Origin of the sequence: Streptomyces sp. NPDC058051 (assembly GCF_042885475.1) — a bacterium.
GTDB lineage: Bacteria > Actinomycetota > Actinomycetes > Streptomycetales > Streptomycetaceae > Streptomyces.
Map to the genome: position 1 here is coordinate 137,594 of NZ_JBHVRW010000001.1, position 22,332 is coordinate 159,925.

Sequence of the window (22,332 nt, forward strand, 5' to 3'; positions counted from 1 at the left end):
GGGGCCCACATCGTCCGCGGCAGGGTGAGGCCTCCGGCCGCGGTGCCGGAAGGCGGTCGTCAAGGACCGATCGCCGGTGGGCGTACTGCCGTGACCAGGCCGCTCTCGTACGCGACGATCACCAACTGCGCGCGGTCGCGGCAGTCGAGCTTGGTGAGCAGATGGCCGACGTGGGTCTTCACGGTGGCGATGCCCAGGTACAGCCGTTCGGCGATCTCGGTGTTGGACAGGCCGCGGGCGATGAGGGTGAGGACTTCGCGCTCGCGCCCGGTCACACCGTCCAGGGTGTGCGGCAGTGATCGCGAGGGGTGTGGGCGATGCGCGAATTCCGCGATCAGGCGCCGCGTCACGGCCGGTGCCAGCAGCGCATCGCCTCCAGCCACGACCCGTATCGCCGCGATCAGTTCGCCGGGCGGCGTGTCCTTGAGCAGGAAGCCGCTCGCGCCGGCCCGCAGCGCGGCATAGACGTACTCGTCCAGGTCGAACATCGTCAGCATCAGCACCTTGACGTTCGCGCTGCTGGGAGAACCGCAGATCTGCCGGGTCGCCTCGATGCCGTCCATCCCGGGCATCCGTACGTCCATCAGGATCACGTCCGGCGGGTCCTGCCGGGCGCAGCGCACCGCCTCCGTCCCGTTCGCCGCCTCCGATGTGGTCACCAGGCCGGGTTCGGCATCGACGAGCACGCGGAGGCTGCCGCGCAGCAGGGCCTGATCGTCGGCGATCAGGACCCGGACCGGATCTCCGGACGGAACAGCGGGCGGAACAGCGGGCGGTTCGGCGGGCGAGCCGGCGGGCCTGGTCATGTGCTCTCCTCGTACGGCAGGGACGCGTGCACCGCGAAGCCGCCCTCCGGACGCGGTCCGGTGGTGAGGGTTCCGCCGTACATGGCGACGCGCTCGCGCATGCCGACGATGCCATGGCCGCCGGTCGTCTTCGTCAGGGGCGCCCGGCCTCCGCCGTCGTCGGTGATGTCGATCCGGACGTCGCGGCCGTTCGCGACGACCTCCACCTGGCAACGGGAGTCCGGGGCGGCGTGCTTGGCGACGTTGGTGAGCGCCTCCTGGACTATTCGGTAGACGACCAGAGCGACTCCGGCGGGCAGGTTCTCGACACCGCGCATCGTCAGCTGCGCACCGGCCTGCCCGACGAGTTCGGGAAGTGCGGCAGCGCCGGGGACCGGGCCGAGAGAGGCCGGCTGCCGCTCGCCCTCGGGAGTGCGGAGCACACCGAGCATCCGGCGCATGTCGTTCAGTGCGGTGCGGCTCGTGCGTTCGATGACCTGCAACGCGTCGTGCGCCTCCTGCGGTCTGACATGCAGGACATGGTTGGCGACACCGGCCTGGACCGCGATCAGGCCCATGCTGTGGGTGACGACGTCGTGCAGTTCGCGGGCGACCCGCAGGCGTTCCTCCGTGACGGCTCGCTGCGCGAGCTGCTCCACCGCCCGAATGGCGAACGCGCGTCTCTGCCGCGCGGCCCGTCCCAGCTGCCAGGCGCCGAGCAGCGCGGTGAAGCCGAGCAACAGCAGCCCTGGGCCGCCGCGCCACCAGTATGCGTCGCCCGCGTGCGTCGCTCCGGCGGCACCGGCCAGGGACAGGGCCGCCAGCGCCAGTCCGGGCAGCCACCGCTGCCACCAACGGTGTGACGGCACCGTGAGGGCGACGGTGTACATGGCGAACGCCGCCGCCAGGAACGGATCCCAGGTGGCGTCCCGTACAACGGCGACGACGGTAACCGCCAGCACGAACACGAACACGGGCAACGGCCAGATCCGCCGCACGGCGACGGGCGCGGTGGCCGCCGCGATGAGTACGAGCCGCTCCCACGGCACCGGGGCCGGGGAGGGCGCCGTGGACGACGGCGCATCGGCCGTCGAGCCGGTCAGCAACAGCGCGGCCGCGTACACGCATACGAACACGCAGTCCAGAGCGATGTGTTGGCGTCGGCTCAGCCGCGGGGCCAGGATCGGATGATAGTCCGGGTCCACCTCAGTAGTTCGTGCTCGCACCTCTCGACCCTATCCAGGCGCAAAGCCCGCCACCTCCGTCCGGCAGTTGAACCTGGCGCTCCTCCCAGGGGCGGAGGCACAGGCTCCTATGCCGGCCCCCTCCACCCGTGGGTGGAGGAAAGGCGGTAGGCCCTGGGCCGGATGTGGCAGCGGCCTTTCGTCCCGGAACATCGCCGACATGATCGAAGCGACCGACCTGACCAAGCGTTACGGGAACACCACGGCGGTGGACGGGCTCAGTTTCCGGGTACGGCCCGGCCTGGTGACCGGATTCCTCGGCCCCAACGGCGCCGGAAAGTCCTCCACGATGCGCATGATGCTGGGCCTGGACCGCCCGACCGCCGGCGAGGTGCGGATCGACGGCGCACCGTACCGACAGCTGCGCGATCCGCTGCGTACGGTGGGCGCTCTGCTCGACACCAGGGCCGTGCACCCCGGCCGGACCGCACTGAACCATCTGCGGTGTCTGGCCCGGAGCAACCGGATCCCGGCACGCCGCGTGCACGAGGTGATCGAGCTGGCCGGGCTGGCGAGCGCCGCGCGCCGACGGATGGGGACGTTCTCGCTGGGTATGGCCCAACGACTGGGAATCGCCGCGGCGTTGCTCGGCGAACCGGCCGTCGTGGTGCTCGACGAGCCGGTCAACGGGCTCGATCCGGAGGGCGTCCTGTGGATCCGGCGCCTCCTGCGGGACCTGGCGGCCGAAGGGCGAACCGTGCTGATCTCCAGTCACCTGATGAGCGAGGCGGCACTCACCGTCGATCATCTGCTCGTGATCGGCCGCGGCCGGCTCCTCGCGGACACCGGCATGACCGCGTTCATCGACGAACACACGGAAGCAGGGGTGCGGGTGCGTACTCCGGAACCGCAGCGGCTGCTCGACGTGCTGGCCGGCGCTGGGATCGAGGTCACCGAATGCGCGGACGGGAGCCTGAGTGCGGCCGCCGGCCCGGAGCGGATCGGTGAACTGGTCGCGGCCCATGCGGTGCCGGTGCACGAGGTGGCACGGAGTCACGCATCGCTGGAGGAGGCGTTCATGCGGCTGACCGCCGAAGCGGTCGAGTACCGGGCGGAGCAGCCGGGAGGAGCACAGCGATGACCAGCAACTCGCCCAGGGCGGTGCTCGCCGCCGAATGGACCAAGGTGTGGACCGTGCGCTCGACCGCTTACACCTTGCTGCTGGCTTTCGTGCTCAGCACAGGTATCGGCACACTCATCGCGTCCAACTGGCGCAACGACATCGAGCACGTCGTCAACTTCGATCCGCTGGTCGCCGCCCTGTACAGCGTGACCCTCGGGCAGCTCGCCCTCGTCGTGCTCGGTGTCCTGCTCGTCGGGGCCGAGTACTCGTCCGGTTCGATCAGGACCTCGCTGGCCGCGGTGCCGGGACGCGGTCTGTTCTACGGCGGCAAGGTGCTGGCCGGCACTCTGACGGCCCTCACCGCCTCGACGGTGATCGTCCTCATCACGTTCGTCGCGGCACAGGCGGCGCTCGGCCCGTACGGAACCGACCTCACCGCGGACGGAGTGCCGGCCGCGCTCGCCGGGGCAGTCGTCTACCTGACCCTGATCTGCGCCTTCTCCATGGGGATCGCGACCGTCGTGCGCAGTTCGGCGATCTCGATGGGCATCCTGCTGCCGTTGTTGTTCCTCGGCTCCCAGGGGCTCGGCAACATCCCCGCTCTGAAGCCCGTCCTGCGGTATCTGCCCGACCAGGCCGGCCTGGAACTGATGCACATCGCGGGGCCGTCGAACGACGGACGCTACGGACCCGGTTACGGATCGGGGGCGGCTCTCGCCATCCTGCTGACCTGGACGGCCGCCGCCCTGATCAGCGGCTACCTGGTACTGCGCCGAAAGGACGCCTGACGGGACAACCAGCCGGTCCCGCGTCGCCAGGTCCTGTGGGGAAGCCCATCGGCAGGCCGGCCGATACGACCGGGCCATCACCGACCTCACCGCCGCTGTCGACGTCGGCCTCGACCGGTACGAGGCCGGCGTCGCCCCTGCCTTCTCCCGGCTCGTACTCGCCTTTCCCGGTCAACCGGCCAGGTCGAGGACGTCATGAACCGCTGCAACTGCCGATGGTCCACACCCAGGCGCCCGGCCGTCAGCTGGATCGGCTTCCGCAGCCCGTCCTGCCCGTATGCGTCGCGGCCGTGGCCTCGGTCGGCCGAGAGCTGCTTGAACGGGCGGTGCAACGACCTTCCGTAGAACTGCCGTTCCCCTTTTTCGTGGGCAGGAGAACGGCAGTTCACGGGCGGGCGGGTGACGCCTGTTACGGATTCGCCGTACCGCTCGCGCGGGGCGCGCGCGGTGCGTGCCGGGCGGCAGATTGCGCCAGGGACGGTGTCCGTGCAGCGTCGCGCGGATGCGTGCTGCGGGCAGGAATTGACAGGTACTCGGACGGTCGGGATGTGTGCCGGTTACAGACGCGCGTGACGGAAATGTCCGTACTTGGTAACACGCATGGGTGCGTCTTTCGTGACTCGGGCAATCGGGCCACAGTGTGCGTTCTCGGCAGCACGCCGAGACCGAACAAGGCTCGGGCCGTACGGTCCGAGCCCGCATCAGAAGGGGTCTTCATGTCCCGTTCCGCACGACGGTTCACCGCTGCCGTTCTCGCTTCCGGCGCGTTGGTGGCCGCCGCCGCACTGCCGGCGATCGCAGACGAGCACGACCACGGATACGGTCACGGCCACACCAGGATCGACCCGCGTTCGTCCGTGGTCCTGGGCGAGGTCCAGTACGACAGCCCCGGTCGCGACAACGGCTCCAACCGCAGCCTCAACGGTGAATGGGTCACCGTCACCAACACCGGCCGTCACTCGGTCAATCTCCGCGGCTGGACCCTGAGCGACGAGAGCCACCGCACCTACCGCTTCACCCTGCGGCTGGCCGGCCGCTCCTCGGTGCGTGTGCACACCGGAGTCGGCCGTGACACCAGCCGCGATGTCTATCAGGGCCTCCGTGCGTACGTCTGGGACGCGAGAGACACGGCGACCCTGCGGGACGCGCGCGGTCACCGGGTCGACTCGAAGTCCTGGGGTCGTGACCGCGACGGTCGTGACCGCGACGGCCGTGACCGGGATGGTCGTGACCGGACCGGTCGTGACCGCGACGGCCGTGACCACGACGGCCGTGACCGGACCGGCCGTGACCACGACAGCCGTGACCACGACGGCCGATATGGACAGGACAGTCGCAACGGTCGCAACAGTCACGACGGTCGTAAGGGTCACGAAGGTCGTCACTGATCCGGCAGGCGACCGCTCCCCGTCCCCGGAACGGCCGTCCTCATCCTGAACGCGGCGCCCCGCGGCCCTCCCGGCCGCGGGGCGCCGCACGCGTCAACGATCACCGGAACGCCGGGCGGGCGCGACGAACGGCGTCGCCCTTCCGGATTGGTGGAACACGCGGGACCACGGTGCCGAACCGACGGCTTTCCCGGGACGGGCGATCGTGCGCGGCGGGTGACGCATGTCGAGGTCAGGACTCGTCCGCCGCGGACGGGATGTCCTGCTCGGTCCACAGGGCCTTGCCCTCGCTGCTGAACCGGGTTCCCCACTGGCTGGCGAGCTGGGAGACGATGAACAGCCCGCGTCCGCCCTCGTCGACGGTCCGCGCATGGCGCAGATGGGGTGACACCCGACTGCTGTCATGCACCTCGCAGGTGAGTGTGTGGCAGAGGATCAGCCGCAGTTGCAGCGGAGGGGTGCCGTAGCGCACGGCGTTGGTGACCAGTTCGCTCACGATGAGTTCGGTCGCCTCGATCGTCTCCTCGTCGAGGTCCCAGCCGTCGAGCCGGTCGCGCACGAGCGTACGGGCGATGGCGGGCGTGGTGCGGTCGTGGGCCAGCTCCCAGGTCGCGATCCGTTCGGGCGGTACGACGCCGGTACGGGCCAGGAGAAGCGCGGCACCGTCGGGACAGGCGTCGGCCGGAAGGTTGTAGACCACCTCGTCGCACAGGCGCCGCAGACTCCGGCCGGGCCGTGCGAGCACATCGCGCATCCGGTCCGTGGCCGCGTGCTCGGCGAGACCGCCGGTGAAGAACGCCAGAAGGCTGCCTTCGTCGAGTGCGAAGGAGGCGGTGGCGAACGGTGAACTGTCGGTGGAGAAGAGCGGGGGCCCCTCGGGCACGTCCAAGGTGGTCGTGTTCCCGTCGGGCGTGACGAGCAACGGCGCCGGGTGCCCCGCCCTCGCGACGGTGCAGGTGCGGGAGAAGGGATCGTAGACCGCGTACAGGCAGGTGGCCCGGAGTGATACCCGGCGCAGCCGGTCGCCGGGCGGCAATGACGCCCGTTCCATGGCGAGGCGGCCGGCGGTGTCCGCCAGCCGGGCCAGTACCTCGTCGGGCTCCAGGTCGAGACCGGCCAGGGCGTGGATGACGGTCCGCAGCTGCCCCATCGTGATGGCCGTCTGGAGGCCGGGGCCTTCGACGTTCCCGATGATCAGCGCGGTGCGTGCGCCGGAGAGACCGACGGTGTCGAACCAACTGCCGCTGTTGCGTCCGGGAAGCAGGACGTGCGCCGTGTCCACGGCGATCCGGTCACCGTGGCGCTGGGGGAGGAGCCGTCGCTGGACCGTCGACGCGATGACATGGTCGCGTTCGTAGCGCCGTGCGTTGTCGATGCTCAGCGCGACGTGCGCGGCGGCCGTCAGAGCGAGCGGGACATCGTCCTCCTCGTAGGGCTCCGTGCCCCGGCACCGGTAGAAACTCGCCAGGCCGAGAATCGCGCCGCGCAGCTTCAGCGGGACCACGATCAAGGAGTGGGCCCGGGTCGCCTCGATCACCCGGGCTGTGTCGGGGTCCGCGTCGAGCCACGGTGTCCGGGGCCCGATCTGGACGAGGCGGGGCCGGAGATCCGACGCGGCCAGTGCGTAGGGCGTACGGGCGGGCAGTCGGCGCATCTCTCCGACCAGGCCGTCCTGGTGGCCTTCGAATTCTTGGCTCCGGACCGCCGCTCGACGGAGCGGGACATCCGGCCCCAGCGGGCGGATCGGCGGGTCCGAACCGCGCAGGACGTCGTCCACGACCTCGACCACGGCGAAGTCGGCGAACACCGGAACGACGGCCTCGACGAGCCCCTCGCAGGTGGCCGCCACATCGAGCGACCTGCCCACCCGTGTGCGCACCGCGGCGAGACACGCGGCCCGGGTGCGTGCCTTCTCCTGCTCGGTGACATCGACGACCGCAGCCAGCAGCCCGAGGGGGGTTCCCTGGGCATCCTCCAGGCGGTTGACGGACACCCTGAGGCTGCGCATGGGGCCGGAGGCCCCCCGGACACAGCCGCGGACCACGTGGTCGCGCACGGTCACGCCGCTGTCCAGTACCGCGCGCAGCACCCGTTCCGACTCGTCCGGGCTCTCCAAGTGGTAAGCCTCGGTGAAGTGACGCCCCACGAGGCGTTCGGCCGGGACCTGGCCGGTCAGGGCGTTCGCCCGGACCACCCGCAACTGCGTGTCCAGCACGTGCAGGCCCACCGCGGGCTGGGCGAACAGGGTGTGGAGGATCGCCGCGCCCATGCCGTGGGCCGCGGTCGACGCGCTGCCCGGTGCGTCGGCGTTCGCCACGAACTCACCCCCATCGGCTGCGTCTACCTGTCACCTGTCGAAATCAGCGGCCAAGGGCTGTCCCGTGATCCCTGGTGGATGAGCGAGCGGCGTCGAATGCGGTGCGTCGCAAGGCGGAGGCACGTTCGCATACCGGATGCATGCGGGCGTTCCGACAACGCTGCGAGGCGCCGTAGCTGTCGTCGTGCGCCCGCCAGGGATCACGGGACAGCCCTAGGGACAAGAGTCGGACCACCTCACGTGCTCCGCCACCGCAGAGGGGGCAGACGGGGGAGCGACAGGTCGATCGGCTCGGCGGGACGGGAGGCATCCGGCGCCTCCCGGGCGGGCATCCCGTCCCGGGGGGCGACGTGGACCGGGCGGAACTCCGGAGTGGCCGGAGTGGTCGTGGTCCTGCCTCCGCTACTTCCGCATGACGGCGGGCTCCTGCCGGCGCAGCAGGCGGGTGACCACGAATCCGGAGACGACGGAGAGCACGATCAGCATCCCCATGTTCAGCAACCACGCCGCCGGGGAGTGATCGAACAGCGGATCCGAGCTCACCCTGCCCGGCACGATCCGGGCGAGCCCGATGGTCCCGCCCATGGCCGCGAGCGCCCACCGGGACGGCACCAGCCACGCGAGCTCCTCCAGACCGGGCACCCCGTGCAGTTTCAGCAACGCGCCGCAGAAGACGACCTGGACGATCGCGAGGAGCACCAGCAGCGGCATGGTGACCTCCTCCTTGCGGACCAGTGCGGAGACGACCAGACCGAGCATCATCGCCGAAAACGACAACAGGGCCACGGCCAGCGTGATCTCGACCAGGGGTGGCAGGAGAACGCCCTTGCCGCCCGGGGCGTTCAGATCGACGCCCACCAGGCCGACCAGGGTCAGCACCACGGCCTGAAGGACCGTGATGGTGCCCAGGACCACCACCTTGGACATCAGATACGCCGATCTGGACAGGCCGACGGCCCGTTCCCGCTGGTAGATCGCCCGCTCCTTGACCAGTTCCCGTACGGCATTGGCGGCGCCGGTGAGCACGCTGCCCACGCAGAGGATCAGCAGCGCGTTGATCGCCGTCTCCTGGGTCAGCCGGCCGCCGGCCAGAGCCCGGGTCATCGCTCCCATCACGAACGGCAGGGCGATCATGACGGCCAGGAAGGTCCGGTCGGCACTCAGCGCAGCGGCGTAGCGGCGGACGAGCGTGTGCAGTTGTGCGCCGCCGCTCCGGGCCTTGGGCGGCGGCGCGATCGGGGCTGCCGCGACATGCGGCGGCGGGGGCTGGGGGGTGCAGTCGGCGATGTACTGCTGGTGGGTCGGGGACGCGCGGAACTGCCCCGACCAGTCACGGTCCCGGTCGCTCTCGAACGCCTCGAACGCCTCCGGCCAGTGCTCGAACCCGAGAAAGGCGAGCGCGTCGTCGGGGGGCCCGAAATAGGCGGTCTTCCCGCCGGGGCCGAGGACCAGTAGCCGGTCGCAGACGTCGAGGCTGAGCACACTGTGCGTGACGACGATGACCGTACGCCCGTCGTCGGCGAGCCCGCGGAGCATATGCATGAGTGAGCGGTCCATTCCGGGGTCGAGCCCCGACGTCGGCTCGTCGAGGAAGAGCAGCGACGGTTTCGTCAGCAGCTCCAGCGCGACGCTGACGCGCTTGCGCTGGCCGCCGGAAAGGCTGTGGATCGGCTGGTTCGTGCGCTTCTCCAGCCCCAGTTCGCGGATCACCTCGGTGACCCGGGCCCGGCGTTCGGACGGGGCGGTGTCATGGGGGAAGCGGAGCTCGGCGGCGTATCCGAGGGCACGGCCCACGGTCAGCTGGGTGTGCAGGATGTCGTCCTGCGGGACGACCCCGATGCGATGGCGCAGCTCGGCGTAGTCGCGGTACAGGTCGCGCCCGTCGTAGAGGACGGTGCCTTCGTCGGCCGGGCGGAGGCCGGTCAACGCGTTGAGCAGTGTCGACTTACCGGAACCGCTCGGACCCACCACGCCGAGCAGGCACTTCTCGCCCACCGGGAAGGAGACACCGTCGAGCAGGCGCTTGCGGCCGCCGTCCACCGTGACCGCCAGGTCCTGTACGTCGAGTGAGACTTCGCCGGTGTCGACGAACTCCTGGAGCACGTCGCCGATCAGCGAGAACTCGGAGTGGCCGATGCCGATGATGTCGCCGGCGGCGACCGGGGCGCGGCCGACCAGCTGGCCGTTGAGGTACGTGCCGTTGTACGAGCCGAGGTCGACGATCTCGTACGTTCCGTCGTGATGGGCCCGCAGCTCTGCGTGGCGGTGCGAGACGGTCAGGTCGTCGACGACGAGGTCGCTGTCGGCGCTGCGGCCGATACGCACGGTATGGACGGGTCGTGGCCGCACGGTGGTCGGCTGCCGAAACGTGACGGTGGCCGCGGGCATGGTGACGGTGGTGGGACGGTCGGCCGGATGCGGTGCGGGGGGCGAGGGTATGTGTTGGCTGACCAGAACCGCGCACGGCCCGTCCGCGGGATCGCCGAACCGGATGATGCTGCCGGGGCCCACGCCCGACTCATGGATGCGCCTGCCGCCGGTGTAGGTGCCGTTCGCGCTGTCCTCGTCCTCCAGTGACCAGTGATCGGCGACGGGCCGCAGCACCGCGTGGTGCCACGACACCCGTGCGTCGTCGAAGACGATGTCGCTCCGGGGGTCGCGTCCGACGTGGTAGTCCCGGCTCGGACTCATCACCGTGGGCCCCGCGTCGGTTTCAAGAACGAGTTCGGGCGCGGTCGTGACAGGCCGTTCTCCCATGCCCAAATTCTAGCGATACGTCCCGTTATATGCCCGATGCGTCCTGTCGGACGGCCAACGGCCGTTCGACAGGACGCATCGGCCGACCCGCGATCCGCCCGGATCGTCGCCGGCACCGGGCGCTGTCGCGCCGCACGGCCGGGGCCGTGTCCGCCCCGTTCTCGGGCAGGTCGGGTGGCGGCCCCGGCCGCACATCTGACTCAGGCGTCCAGCGCCGCGGAGACCACGGCCTTGGCCTCCTCCTGCACCCGGCCGAGGTGGTCGGCGCCCAGGAACGACTCGGCGTAGATCTTGTACACGTCCTCGGTGCCCGAGGGGCGGGCGGCGAACCAGGCGTTCTCGGTGGTGACCTTGATGCCGCCGATCGGAGCGCCGTTGCCGGGCGCGTGGGTCAGCACGGTCGTGACGGGTTCACCGGCGAGGGTGTCGGCCGTGACCTGCTCGGGGGAGAGGCGCGCGAGTACCGCCTTCTGCTCGCGGTCGGCGGGTGCGTCGATCCGGGCGTACGCGGGCTCGCCGAACCGGGCGGTCAGTTCCGCGTAGTGCTCCGACGGGGACGTGCCCGTCACCGCGAGGATCTCCGAGGCGAGCAGCGCCAGGATGATGCCGTCCTTGTCGGTCGTCCACACCGACCCGTCCCGGCGAAGGAACGAGGCCCCGGCGGACTCCTCGCCGCCGAAACCGAGGGTTCCGTCGACCAGCCCGTCCACGAACCACTTGAAGCCGACCGGCACCTCGACCAGTGCGCGGCCGAGGTCGGCGGCGACCCGGTCGATCATTCCCGAGGAGACCAGCGTCTTGCCGACGCCCGCGCCGGCCGGCCACTGCTCGCGATGCGTGTACAGGTGGTTGATGGCCACGGCGAGGAAGTGGTTCGGGTTCATCAGCCCGGCGTCGGGCGTGACGATGCCGTGCCGGTCGGCGTCGGCGTCGTTTCCGGTCGCGATGTCATACCGGTCGCGCTGCCCGATCAGCGAGGCCATCGCGTACGGCGACGAGCAGTCCATCCGGATCTTCCCGTCCCAGTCCAGCGTCATGAACCGCCAGGTCGGGTCGGTCAGGGGATTGACCACGGTCAGATCGAGCCGGTGCTGTTCGGCGATACGGCCCCAGTAGGCGACCGACGCGCCGCCCAACGGGTCCGCACCGATGCGTACCCCGGCCGAGCGGATCGCGTCGAGGTCGAGCACGGTGGGCAGGTCTGAGACGTAGGTGCCGAGGAAGTCGTACGTCCCGGTGGTCGATGCCGCCCGCGCGCGGGCGTAGGGGAGGCGGCGCACGTCCTTCATCCCGCCCGCGATGATCTCGTTGGCCCGTTCCTGGATCCAGCCGGTGGCCTCGGAACCCGCCGGACCGCCGTTCGGCGGGTTGTACTTGAAGCCGCCGTCGCCGGGCGGGTTGTGGGACGGGGTGACCACCACACCGTCGGCGAGCCGGGAGGTCCGGCCCCGGTTGTGCGTGAGGACGGCGTGCGACACCGCCGGAGTCGGAGTCCAGCCGTCGGCCGGGTCGATGAGCACCGTCACGTCATTCGCGGCGAACACCTCGATGGCGGTGACACGGGCCGGTTCCGACAGCGCATGGGTGTCGGCGCCGAGGAAGAGCGGTCCGTCCGTGCCCTGTCGTGCCCGGTATTCACTGATGGCCTGGCTGGTGGCGGCGATGTGGTCCTCGTTGAACGCGGTGGCCGTGGACGACCCCCGATGGCCGGAGGTGCCGAACGCCACCCGCTGGCCGGGCTCGGCCGGATCCGGGTGGAGCGTGTAGTACTCCGTCACCAGCCGGGCCACATCGATGAGATCCTCCGGCCGGGCCGGCTGTCCAGCTCGTTCGTGCGGCATGTGCCCACTCCTCCGTATCGGTCGGTCGTTGCGATCTTCCCCTCCGCCATTTTCGCGGGTGGCCCGCACCGGCCGACGACTGCCCCGCCGCGGACGCGCACCGGCGCGAAAGGCGGAGCCGGACGGGACGGGCGGCCGGAATTCCGTGGAGAAGCGGCTGGTCCGGGGCCTATGGTGCGGGCACGAACACGAACAGTCCACCGCGGCTCGTGAGAAGCGGCGGGTTCTGACCGGAGGGGAAGAGACGGGATGGCACCGAATGTGTCCGCCACGGCCGACCGCGTCCTGCTGCGCGAGGCGACCGCCGAGGACGCGGAGCCGCTCACCCGACTCTTCCTCGCCTGCCGCGCCGCGACCATGCCGTACCTGCCGAAGGTGCACAGCGACGAGGAGACACTCGCCTGGATGACCCACGTCGTGCTGCCCGGAACAACGGTGTGGGCCGCCGAGACCGGCACCGGGGAGCTGCTGGGATTCGCCTCCCTCGACGGAACCGAGCTGGAACACCTCTACCTGCGACCGGACGTGCGGCGGCGGGGCATCGGATCGCTCCTCCTGGCCAAGGCACGGGAGCTCGCCCCCGACGAGCTGAACCTGTACGCCTTCCAGCGCAACTCCGACGCCCGGGCCTTCTACGAGCGGCACGGCTTCACCGCGGTCGGGTTCGACGACGGCAGCCGCAACGAGGAGAAGGAACCGGACGTCAGATACCGGTGGACCGCGCACAACTGACGGGCCGCCCCGTCCGCGTACGCCGACGACCGGCTGAGCACGGGTCCGCAGTCGGGGCTCAGCCGCCACGGCGAAGCCCTGCGCCCGTGTCGCACCGATCCGGCTCCACCGAAGGACATCGCGGCCGTCAGCTCCGCGGCCGTCAGCTCCGCGGCCGTCAGCTCCGCGGCCGTCAGCTCCGCGACCGGCCGCGGAGCTGAGACCGTGCGGGGCCGGCGGAGAGGTGCGGATGCCCCGTGCGCAGGCTCCCGGCAGGATCGCGAGCGGGCGGGGGCTGCGGCACAGTGGGCCTATGGACGATCTGAATGCCCTCGCCGACGAGCACCTGGCCACGGCCCGCAGCTCCGCGCACGGCCGCAGCGCCCACCGCCTCCTGCACGAGGACCCCCTGCGCCAGACTGTCATCGCCCTGACCTCGGGCTCCGCACTCGACGAACACAACGCACCCACTGCGGCCTCCCTCCAGGTGCTCCGCGGCAGGGTGCGTCTCACGGCGGCCTCGGGCGACGTGGAAGTGGGCGCCGGCGGACTTCAGCCGATCCCGCAGGAGCGGCACGGGCTGCTGGCGCTGGAGGACGCGGTGGTCCTGCTCACGACCGTCAACGAGTGACGGCGGCGTCCACGAATTCCGGTGGTGTCCGACTGCCCTCCCCGGCGGGGCGACGTCCGGCACCCACTCACACGGTGCGCTCCATGCACAACAGATCGTCCCGCGCGTCCCACCGATCAGTGGTTACGAAGCCGAGCCGCTCGTACAGGGTGATGGCACCCGTGCGCCACTTCCACACGGAGAGCCGGACCGTGCCGACGCCGCTCTGACCGGCGTGCGTCAGAGCGGCCTCCATCAGACGGGAAGCGATGCCGCGCCCACGGAACTCCGGATCGGTCCACAGCCGCTTGATCTCCGACCGTCCCCCGACGTGGGCCGTGACCACGACACAGCCCACGGCGACACCCTCGTCCGTCGCCAGCAGGACGGTGTCGTCATGGAACGCCGTCCGCGGGTCGGAGATCTCCGCGCGGTAGCGGGCGGGCAGATCGGCCGCGTCGGCGACGGCTTCGCCCTTCTCCGCCTGGGTCCGCAGATGGTAGGCCGTCAGCAGCCGCGCGGGCCCCTCCTCGTCGGCAGGACTCCGCCCGGGCCACCGGGACACGGCAACTCCGGCTCGATCGGTCATGGCCCCAGCATCACACGCCCGTTCCCACGAGCCCGCGCGGGCCCGTCCACCGGAGCCGGACGCGCGCCGGCCCCGGACACCCGCGAGCGTCTTCGCGCCACCCGTACCGGACAGGCCGAAAATGGAGGGTGTCGCGCGGTCGGGGTGGGCAGTACAGGTGTACGAGCTCGGACGAGGGGCGAAGCGGCCGGTGCTGAGGGCCGTGTGACGTGAGGGAGCAAACCGTGTGGCAGTTCTCCGACGATCGTGGACAGGTGTCGACCGCCGGGCGGCGCCCGACTCGGGTGCTCGCCTATGTCCAGGCCGGGGCGACGCTGTGGGACCACGGCATACGTCCGGACGCGATATTCGGATCCGATCACGACAACGGAGTTGTGCCGGACGCGGCGAAGACCGGGTCGCTGCCGCTCACCGAGGTCGGCTATCTCGGCGCGGGCAGCACACTGGATGTGGACACCCTGCTGAGCGGCGGGCCGGATCTGGTCGTCGCCGTCAGCTACGGCGGCGGTCATGTCTACGGGCTCGCCCCGGAGACCGCCAAGCATCTGGAGGAGCAGGTCCCCGTCGTCGTCATCGACGTGGGACAGGCGCGCACCCTCGCGGAGATCGGTGACCGGTTCGCGGAGCTGGCACGATCGCTCGGCGCGCAGGAGGGCACGACGGCGTCCCAGGATCTGGACACCGCACGGGACCGGCTGCGCGCGCTCGCGGACGGACCGGACCGGCCCCGGGTCGTCGCCCTGTCGCCGGCCGGTCAGGATCAGGCACATCTCGCGCGTCCCCGCATGTGGCCCGAACTGCGCGTGCTGGCCGAGCTCGGCGTCGGCCTCGTGGAACCGGCCGACGGACCCGGGGCGAACTGGTCCACGGTCGGCTGGGCGGACGCCGCGGACCTGCACCCGGACATCGTGCTCGTCGACACCCGGGCCAACGCCACCCCGCTCGGCGAGCTCCGGGTGCACGAGCAGTGGTCGGCGATCGCGCACGCCGCCCGGGTGCTGCCCTGGAACCCTGAGCCGGTGTGCAGTGCCCAGGCCCACGCACGGTTCCTGACGCTCGTGGCCGACGCGTTGGAGGCCGTCGCCCAGGGGCGATGACGCGCAGGTGGCCGTGGGGCGCGGTCGCGGGCTGTGCCCGCCGTGTGTGCCGTTGCCCCGTACGGACGCCACCGATCGCGCCGGCCGCACCGGTTCGTCAGGCTGATCCGGAGCGCCCCGAGCCGACACCGTACGTTGCCAGGAGCAGACATGCAGCAGGACAAGCACCCGCCGTACCGTCCCGTGGTCTTCCGTGACCGTTCGGCGGGTTATGCCTTTCTGACCCGGTCCACCGCATCGAGCGAGCAGACCATCGACTGGGACGACGGCAACAGCTACCCCGTCATCGACGTCGAGATCTCGGCGGAGAGCCACCCGTTCTTCACCGGGAAGGCGCGCGTGGTCGACTCCGAGGGGCAGGTCGCGAAGTTCGAGCGCCGGTACGGGGAACAGGGGAACACGGACGCCTCCTGACCGCGTCCCCACGGCAGTCGGCCCGTACTCGGCCCGTACTCGGCCCGTACTCGGCCCGTACTCGGCCCGTACTCGGCCCGTACTCGGCCCCGAGGGGACTCGCGTGCGGCCCGGCCCGGACCCGACGGGCCGTACACGGCCGAAACAGCCCCCTGCCCGGCCGAACCGCCCCGCCTCCCGCACAGCGTCCTCCCGCCCCCTTCCGGGGCCGGAGGGCGTTGTGCGTCCACGCGCCCTCCGGACATCCCTTGATGCCTTCGCCCACCCGCGCCACCGATGCGACCGACCCCCGCGCCGCGCGGGCGGCAGCATCGGGCTCAATGTGTGGGGAGGCCGCACCGCCTGCCAGGACACCTTCGTCACCGCACTCCAGGAGATCCCAACCTCATGCTCGACAGACTCGACCTGCTGGTCATCGGCGAATGCGTAGCCGACATCGTCCGGGTACCGGGTGAGGCCGACCGGATCCACCCCGGAGGCAGCCCGGCCAACGTCGCCTACGGTCTGGCCCGGCTCGGGCACGGCGCCACCCTGCTCACCCAGCTCGGCCCCGACGACGACGGGCGGTTGATCAGGAACCATCTCGCGGGTGCCGGGGTCGAGGTCCGCACGGACGGAGCCACGGCGCCCACCCCGTCCGCCGCCGTGACCCTGGACGGGGACGGCCGGGCCACGTACACCTTCGAGATCACCTGGACACTTGCCCCGACCTCCCTGGACAGGCCGCCCCACCACGTCCACACCGGATCCATCGCGGCGGTGAGCGAGCCCGGAGCGGCCACCGTCCTCGCCGCAGTCGAGTCGCTGCGGACCTCCGCGACCGTCAGCTACGACCCCAACGTGCGCCCCGAGCTGATGGGGAACCACGACGAGGCCGTTCGCAAGGCCGAGCGTTGCGTCGCGCTCAGCGACGTGGTCAAGGCCAGCGACGAGGACCTGGAGTGGCTGTATCCGGGCCAGGATCCGGGGGCGGTCGCCGAGCGGTGGCTCGCCACGGGCCCGGCCGTCGTCCTCGTCACCCGGGGAGGTGACGGCGCCCTCGCCGTCCTCCCCGGCGGGCATGTGACGGTCGACGCGTTCGCCACCGATGTGGTCGACACAGTGGGGGCGGGTGACGCCTTCATGTCCGGCACCCTGCACGCGCTCGCCACCCACGGCCTGCTCGGTACGGACGGCCGCACGCGGCTGCGCTCGCTGGACAGGGACACCACGACCGACATCCTGCGCCACGCCACTGCCTCCGCCGCCGTGACCGTCGCACGGGCCGGAGCCAACCCACCGGACGAGGCCGAGCTGAGGGCGGCACTCGCCCGGGGCTGAACACGACGGTGCCAGCGCCCCCGCGCGGCGGTGGCACCTGTGGCGGCAGGGCCGGCCCGAGGCCCCGGGCCGCACCGCGCCGCTCCGTCCACCGGGCCCGTCCATGACCCGTTCGGCCCAGTGGACGCATCCTCCCGGGGGCTACGGCCGTTCGACAACCGGTAGACGTGATCGATTACGGAGGAGAGTGCGGAACATGGGGCGGGCCGACACGGGGATCGCGGTGACGGGAGTAGGACTGGTGACTCCCGCGGGCGCGGACGAGCACACCTTCTGGGCAGGGCTGTGCGCCGGAGCCTCCATGGCCCGGAGCTGTGACGAACTGGCAGGACTCCCGGTCGACTTCGGCTGTCCGGTCGACGGAACCGACCTGGACGAGGCCGTCGGCGGGCGCTCGGCCTGGCGGATGGCACGGTTCGTGAAGATGGCACTGGTCGCCGCCCGTCAGGCGGTGACGGACGCCGGGCTGTCCTCGCGACGGTGGGACGGCGGCCGGGTCGGAGTGGTGCTCGGCGTCGGGGTGGGCGGGGTGTCCGCGCTCGTCGACAACGTGCGCAGGCTGGACGGCGGCGGACCGGATGCGGTGTCGCCGCTCCTCGTCCCGATGATGATGCCCAATGCCGCCGCCGGTGAGGTGGCCATCGCCCTGCGGGCCCACGGCCCCAGCCTGGCACCGGCCACCGCCTGCGCGTCCGGGGCGACCGCGATCGCCGTCGCCCGTGACCTGCTGACGAGCGGCCGATGCGATGTCGTGGTGGCCGGCGGGGCGGAGTCCGTACTGAATCCGCTGGTGGTGAGCGCCTTCGCGGGAATGGGGGCGCTCTCCCTGCGCACCGCTGATCCGGCGGGGGCGTCACGGCCGTTCGCCGCGGACCGGGACGGTTTCGTGATCGGTGAGGGGGCCGGTGTGCTCGTACTGGAGCGGGCCCGCGACGCGCACGCCCGCGGGGGACGGCCGCGCGCCCTGCTGGCCGGTGCGGGCTCCGCCACCGACGCGTACCACCCCACGGCCCCGGACCCGGAAGGGGCGGGGGCGCGCAGGGCCGTGGAGGCCGCCCTGGACGAGGCGGGGTGGGCGGCGGACGAGGTCGACCACATCAATGCCCACGGCACCTCGACCCCACTGAACGACGCGATGGAGACCGCGGTCATCTCCGGACTCTTCCCCCACCGGCCGTCGGTGACCGCCCCGAAGGGGGTGCTCGGGCACACGCTCGCCGCCGCCGGCGCGATCGAAGCGGTGGCCACCGTACTGACCCTGGAACACGGCCTCGTCCCGCCGATCGCCAACCTGGACTCGCTGCCGGACGGCTTCGACCTCGACTGTGTGCTCAAGGAGCCCCGCAGGCAGCACGTCGAGCGGGCACTCAGCCACTCCTTCGGCTTCGGTGGACACAACGTCGTGCTCGCCTTCCGGCGCGCCGAGCCGGACGGCCCGCCGTGGACGGCCCCCGGTGTCCTCACCGTCGGCTGATCGTTGTTGTCTCATGACCGCAATCCTCGACAGCCCCTCTGCCGAACGGACCAGGGAACTCCTCACCGGTGTGCTCCTCGGCGACAACGTCCGCCAGGAGCACGGCTTCTGGCGGCGGCTGATCAGTACAGAACCGTTCCGCCGTCCGGAACTCCGCACCCCCGAGGAACGCCTGCGTCTCGCCTACGACCGGCTGCGCGTCCTCAATGACAGTCTCGACAGCGGTGCCCGGCTCGCCGCCGACACACGTGCCCTCGCGGCCCTGCACGAATGGCTCGGCCCGGTCGACCCGGCCCTCGCCACGGTGGCGGGCATCCACTACAACCTCTTCCTCGGCAGCCTCCTCGATCACGAGGGCGACGGCGGCCGACGCGATCTGTCGGACTTCCTGCTGCTGCGCGGCATCGGCACCTTCCTCTGTACGGAGGTGGCGCACGGCAACGACGCGGCGGCCGTCGAGACCACCGCGGCGTACGACCGCGCACGTGACGGGTTCGTGCTGCGCACGCCGCACGCCGGCGCCCAGAAGTTCATGCCCAACACCACGCCGGCAGGCGGCCCCAAGACCGGCCTCGTGGCCGCGCGCCTGCTCGTTGACGGCGTCGACCAGGGTGTCTTCCTCTTCCTCGTGCCGCTCACCGATGCGGTGCGGACCCTGCCGGGCGTGCGGGTGCGCACACTTCCCGCGCGCCTGGGGAGCCCGGTGGACCACGCCCTGACCTCCTTCGACCAGGTCTTCGTGGGGCGCGACGCGTTGCTCGGCGGGGACCACGGACGGATCGGTGACGACGGCGAGTTCACCAGCGCCGTCGCCAACCGCAGGCGCCGCCTCCTCACGTCGATCGGTCGCGTCACCTCCGGCAAGATCTCGATGAGCGCCTGCGCGGTCGGCTCCGCGCGCGCGACGCTCGCCGTCGCCGTCCGCTACGGCGGTCACCGGTACATCTCCGGGCCCCGGGGATCACACCAGGTGCCGGTGATGGCGCACCGCAGTCACCACGGTCCGCTCGCCCGGTCCATGGCCGCCGTCTTCGCGATGAGCCTGCTGCACCGCAGGGCGCTGGACCGCTGGGAGGGACTGGACGAGGACTCTGCACCGGACCGGGCGGAGGCGGAGCGGCTGGTCGCCGTAGCCAAGGGATGGATCACCTGGCAGGCCAGGGACGTGATCGTCGAATGCCGTGAACGGTGCGGTGCCCAGGCGCTCCTGGAGAACAACGGCATGAGCGCGCTCGTCACCGGGGTGGAAGGCGCCATCACCGCCGAGGGGGACAACCTCGCCATCCACGCCAAGGCGGCAGCGGAGATGCTCTTCGCCACCGAACCGGCCGTGTACGACGTCCCCGTGGGCGGCGAATCCGGTGACCTCTCCGATCCACGGTTCCTCGGCAGACTCCTGGCGGCGCTGGAGAAGATCTGGTTCGACCGGGCCAGGCACGGAATGGGCCGCGCACCGCACGGAGACCCGCTGGCACGGTGGAACGCCGCATCCGGTGCCGCCCTGCGCGGCGTCGAGGCGCACGCCCACCGGCAGGCGGCCGAGGCGTACGCGGACGCGGTGGCGGGCCTGCCGTACGGGCCCGCCCGCGAACTGCTGGTCGAGCTGCAACGGCTGTTCGCCCTCGACCGGATCGCCCGCGGCAGCGGTGATCTGCTGGCTGCGGGGTATGTGACGGCCGCGCAGGTCAACGCGCTGCCGGACCTGACGGACGAACTGATCGCCACCGTCGCCGCGCACCTGCCCGTGCTCGCCGACTCCTTCGCGCTGCCGCAGGAACTGCTCGCCGACTGGCCCATCGCGGGGCCCGACTACGTCGACGCGTACGACGATCCGGCGGGCGGCTGGCACCTGGACGCGGGCCGGACGCGCGACCGGGGGGAGCGATGAGCGCCGCGACGAGGACGGGAACAGCCGTACGGTCCGGCCGGGCACGGGAGGCGGCCGAGGCCCTCGGCGTCCGTGCTGTGCTGCTGGCCTTCTGGGGTACGCCAGCCGTCCTGGCCCGGTGCTGCGCGTGGTTCGGGAAGCGCGGTGACGAATCGGTTCGCCACAAGGCGTAACTGGAGGGACTCCACCCAGTTGATTCGGCGTCGGGACGATTCCCGCACCGTCACCGACAGCCGTACCGAACGATGGAGAGGAAGCTCATGCGTGCGATTCATCCCAGGATCACCGAGGTGCTGATCCACACCTTCAAAGTGCCCGCTGCCGAGATCCACCCGGATTCCACGATGGACAGCCTGGAGATGGACTCCCTGGCCGTCGCCGAGTTCGCCGTCCTCATCAGGGAGACGACGGGCGGCGACGGGGACTTCGACAAGCTCCCCAAGGGCGCCACCCTGGCCGACATCACGCGTTTCATCGACACGACAGCGGACAGCGGGACACCGGCGGGCGGCGAGGCACCGATGAGCAACACCCGATGAAAAGGCCCGACATCGCCGTGACCGGCCTGGGAATGATCACCCCGGTCGGCAACGACACCGAATCCACCTGGAAAGGTGTGTGCGCCGGAGTCTCACCGGTGCGTACCGTCGCGGCACTCGAAGGGTGCGCGGTCGACTTCGCCTGCACGGTCGACGGTATCGATCTGGACGCCGCGATCGGCGGCCGTACGCCCTTCCGGATGGGCAGGTACGTCAAGTTCGCCGTACTCGCCGCCCGGGAGGCGGTCGCCGACGCCGGACTCGACCCGGCGGGGTGGGAGGGCAGCAGGGTCGCCGTCGTCGTCGGCACCAGCAGCGGAGGCTCCTCCGCACTGACCGAACAGGCCGTCGTGCTCGACCGGCACGGACCGGACGCGACCTCGCCGTCGGGCATCCTGCTCACCATTCCGAACATGCCCGCGGCCGAGATCGCCATCCAACTGCGCGCCACCGGTCCCAGCATGGCCCCGTGCACCGCGTGCTCGTCCGGCGCCACCGCGCTGTCCGTCGCCCGCGATCTGCTGGCCATGGGCCGGTGCGACATCGCGATCGCCGGCGCCACCGAGTCGATCATCCACCGGGTCGCCATGACCGGCTTCTCCCGGTCCGGAGCCGCGGCCGGGGCGGACGGCGACCCGGCCGGGCGCTGCCGGCCCTTCGCGGCCGACCGTTCCGGGCTGGTCATGGGCGAGGGCGCCGCCGTCATGGTGCTGGAACGGGCGGACGACGCCACCGCCCGGAACGCCGCGCCACGGGCACTGCTCGCGGGCACGGGCGCCACCACCGACGCCTACCACCCCACCAGGCCGCACCCCTCCGGCGCGGTGGCCCAGGCCGCGGTCGAGGCCGCGCTGCGCGACGCGGGCTGGGCCGCCGAAGACGTCGACCACGTCAATGCCCACGGCACGGCCACACCGGCCAACGACGCCGCCGAGGCCGCCCTCATCGGCCGGGTCTACCCCCACCGGCCGCCCGTCACCGCCCCCAAGGGCGTGCTGGGGCACTGCATGGGGGCGGCCGGAGCGATCGAGGCGGGACTGACCGTGCTGACGCTCCAACGCGGCGTCGTCCCGCCGATCGCCAACCTCGACGCCCCGGCGCCCGAGTTCGACATCAACTGCGTCACCAAGCAACCCCTGCGGCAGCCCATCAGGCGCGCCGTCAGTCACTCCTTCGGCTTCGGCGGACACAACGCCGTGATCGCCCTCCAGCATCCGTAGGCACCGGGCGGGTGGTGCGACGGGACACAGCCCGGCGTACCACCGGTCGCACCGCCGGTGAGCTGCGCGGAGGCTCGTGATAGCTTGCCGGAGCCAGTCGAACTCCACGTATGGGGTCAGGGAATCCGGTGGGAATCCGGAACTGACGCGCAGCGGTGAGGGGGACGGGCGGGGCCACAGCCACTGGGACCACCCTCGGGAGTCCTGGGAAGGCGCTCCGTCCGCAAGAACCCGAGTCCGAAGACCTGCTGGCACCTGCCACCCGGTAACGGGTGCAGGCTCCGTAC

At 71.4% G+C, this 22,332-nt stretch carries 18 protein-coding genes, 1 pseudogene and 1 riboswitch; of the genes and pseudogenes, 13 read left to right on the forward strand and 6 right to left on the reverse strand.

Annotated features, from left to right (window positions below; translation table 11 throughout):
- Window positions 1-59: 59 nt before the first annotated feature.
- On the reverse strand, window positions 60-806 hold the full coding sequence (locus ACFVUT_RS00660; RefSeq protein ID WP_389642028.1) for a response regulator: 747 nt from the start codon (window positions 804-806) through the stop codon (window positions 60-62).
- A complete protein-coding gene (locus tag ACFVUT_RS00665; RefSeq protein WP_389642031.1) occupies window positions 803-2,011 on the reverse strand; it encodes a sensor histidine kinase in 1,209 nt (402 codons plus the stop codon). Before ACFVUT_RS00665 ends, ACFVUT_RS00660 begins: the two co-directional genes overlap by 4 nt.
- 178 nt (window positions 2,012-2,189) lie before the next feature.
- On the opposite strand from ACFVUT_RS00665, the gene ACFVUT_RS00670 reads away from it, so the two are divergent.
- From ACFVUT_RS00670 to ACFVUT_RS00680, 3 genes and pseudogenes are all read left to right on the forward strand, one after another.
- The gene (locus ACFVUT_RS00670; RefSeq protein WP_389642034.1) at window positions 2,190-3,110 is read left to right on the forward strand and encodes an ABC transporter ATP-binding protein; all 921 of its coding nucleotides are present in this window, start codon (window positions 2,190-2,192) and stop codon (window positions 3,108-3,110) included.
- Window positions 3,107-3,880, forward strand: a complete 774-nt coding sequence (locus ACFVUT_RS00675; RefSeq protein WP_389642037.1) for an ABC transporter permease subunit — start codon at window positions 3,107-3,109, stop codon at window positions 3,878-3,880. The genes ACFVUT_RS00670 and ACFVUT_RS00675 overlap by 4 nt, the downstream gene beginning before the upstream one ends.
- 716 nt (window positions 3,881-4,596) lie before the next feature.
- Window positions 4,597-5,085 (forward strand): annotated as a pseudogene (locus ACFVUT_RS00680) (lamin tail domain-containing protein); the annotation flags it as partial.
- Window positions 5,086-5,500: 415 nt separating this feature from the next.
- Here ACFVUT_RS00680 and ACFVUT_RS00685 read toward each other — a convergent pair.
- The 3 genes from ACFVUT_RS00685 to pgm all read right to left on the reverse strand — a co-directional run bounded on the left by ACFVUT_RS00685 (window position 5,501) and on the right by pgm (window position 12,183).
- Window positions 5,501-7,537 (reverse strand): SpoIIE family protein phosphatase, encoded by a 2,037-nt coding sequence (locus tag ACFVUT_RS00685; protein ID WP_389643562.1) that lies wholly within the window; start codon window positions 7,535-7,537, stop codon window positions 5,501-5,503.
- A 450-nt stretch (window positions 7,538-7,987) separates the two neighbouring features.
- Window positions 7,988-10,342: an FHA domain-containing protein gene (locus ACFVUT_RS00690; RefSeq protein WP_389642040.1), complete on the reverse strand. Its 2,355-nt coding sequence runs from the start codon at window positions 10,340-10,342 to the stop codon at window positions 7,988-7,990.
- Window positions 10,343-10,542: 200 nt separating this feature from the next.
- Window positions 10,543-12,183 (reverse strand): phosphoglucomutase (alpha-D-glucose-1,6-bisphosphate-dependent), encoded by a 1,641-nt coding sequence (gene pgm, locus ACFVUT_RS00695; RefSeq protein WP_389642043.1) that lies wholly within the window; start codon window positions 12,181-12,183, stop codon window positions 10,543-10,545.
- 249 nt (window positions 12,184-12,432) lie between these two features.
- On the opposite strand from pgm, the gene ACFVUT_RS00700 reads away from it, so the two are divergent.
- Window positions 12,433-12,915, forward strand: coding sequence for a GNAT family N-acetyltransferase (locus ACFVUT_RS00700; protein ID WP_389642045.1), 483 nt, complete (start codon window positions 12,433-12,435; stop codon window positions 12,913-12,915).
- Window positions 12,916-13,207: 292 nt separating this feature from the next.
- Window positions 13,208-13,525: a cupin gene (locus ACFVUT_RS00705; protein WP_389642048.1), complete on the forward strand. Its 318-nt coding sequence runs from the start codon at window positions 13,208-13,210 to the stop codon at window positions 13,523-13,525.
- Window positions 13,526-13,592: 67 nt separating this feature from the next.
- Here ACFVUT_RS00705 and ACFVUT_RS00710 read toward each other — a convergent pair whose 3' ends face one another.
- Window positions 13,593-14,093 (reverse strand): GNAT family N-acetyltransferase, encoded by a 501-nt coding sequence (locus tag ACFVUT_RS00710; protein ID WP_389642051.1) that lies wholly within the window; start codon window positions 14,091-14,093, stop codon window positions 13,593-13,595.
- Between the two features lie 209 nt (window positions 14,094-14,302).
- Between ACFVUT_RS00710 and ACFVUT_RS00715 the strand changes: the two genes are divergently transcribed.
- The 8 genes from ACFVUT_RS00715 (at window position 14,303) to ACFVUT_RS00750 (ending at window position 22,045) form a co-directional block, all read left to right on the forward strand.
- Entirely contained in the window at window positions 14,303-15,190 is an 888-nt protein-coding gene (locus ACFVUT_RS00715; RefSeq protein WP_389642054.1) for an ABC transporter substrate-binding protein, read from the forward strand.
- Window positions 15,191-15,340: 150 nt separating this feature from the next.
- Window positions 15,341-15,604 carry a type B 50S ribosomal protein L31 gene (locus ACFVUT_RS00720; protein WP_389642057.1) on the forward strand — a complete coding sequence of 88 codons (264 nt, stop codon included), beginning with the start codon at window positions 15,341-15,343 and terminating at the stop codon, window positions 15,602-15,604.
- A gap of 387 nt (window positions 15,605-15,991) precedes the next feature.
- Window positions 15,992-16,924: a carbohydrate kinase gene (locus tag ACFVUT_RS00725; protein ID WP_389642060.1), complete on the forward strand. Its 933-nt coding sequence runs from the start codon at window positions 15,992-15,994 to the stop codon at window positions 16,922-16,924.
- 196 nt (window positions 16,925-17,120) lie between these two features.
- Window positions 17,121-18,398: a beta-ketoacyl-[acyl-carrier-protein] synthase family protein gene (locus tag ACFVUT_RS00730; protein WP_389642063.1), complete on the forward strand. Its 1,278-nt coding sequence runs from the start codon at window positions 17,121-17,123 to the stop codon at window positions 18,396-18,398.
- Between the two features lie 13 nt (window positions 18,399-18,411).
- The gene (locus tag ACFVUT_RS00735; protein ID WP_389642066.1) at window positions 18,412-20,286 is read left to right on the forward strand and encodes an acyl-CoA dehydrogenase; all 1,875 of its coding nucleotides are present in this window, start codon (window positions 18,412-18,414) and stop codon (window positions 20,284-20,286) included.
- Entirely contained in the window at window positions 20,283-20,459 is a 177-nt protein-coding gene (locus ACFVUT_RS00740; RefSeq protein ID WP_389642069.1) for a hypothetical protein, read from the forward strand. Before ACFVUT_RS00735 ends, ACFVUT_RS00740 begins: the two co-directional genes overlap by 4 nt.
- Before the next feature lie 87 nt (window positions 20,460-20,546).
- Window positions 20,547-20,825 carry an acyl carrier protein gene (locus ACFVUT_RS00745; RefSeq protein WP_389642072.1) on the forward strand — a complete coding sequence of 93 codons (279 nt, stop codon included), beginning with the start codon at window positions 20,547-20,549 and terminating at the stop codon, window positions 20,823-20,825.
- Window positions 20,822-22,045, forward strand: a complete 1,224-nt coding sequence (locus ACFVUT_RS00750; RefSeq protein ID WP_389642075.1) for a beta-ketoacyl-[acyl-carrier-protein] synthase family protein — start codon at window positions 20,822-20,824, stop codon at window positions 22,043-22,045. The genes ACFVUT_RS00745 and ACFVUT_RS00750 overlap by 4 nt, the downstream gene beginning before the upstream one ends.
- 77 nt (window positions 22,046-22,122) lie before the next feature.
- A riboswitch (cobalamin riboswitch) is annotated at window positions 22,123-22,313 on the forward strand.
- Window positions 22,314-22,332 lie beyond the last annotated feature (19 nt).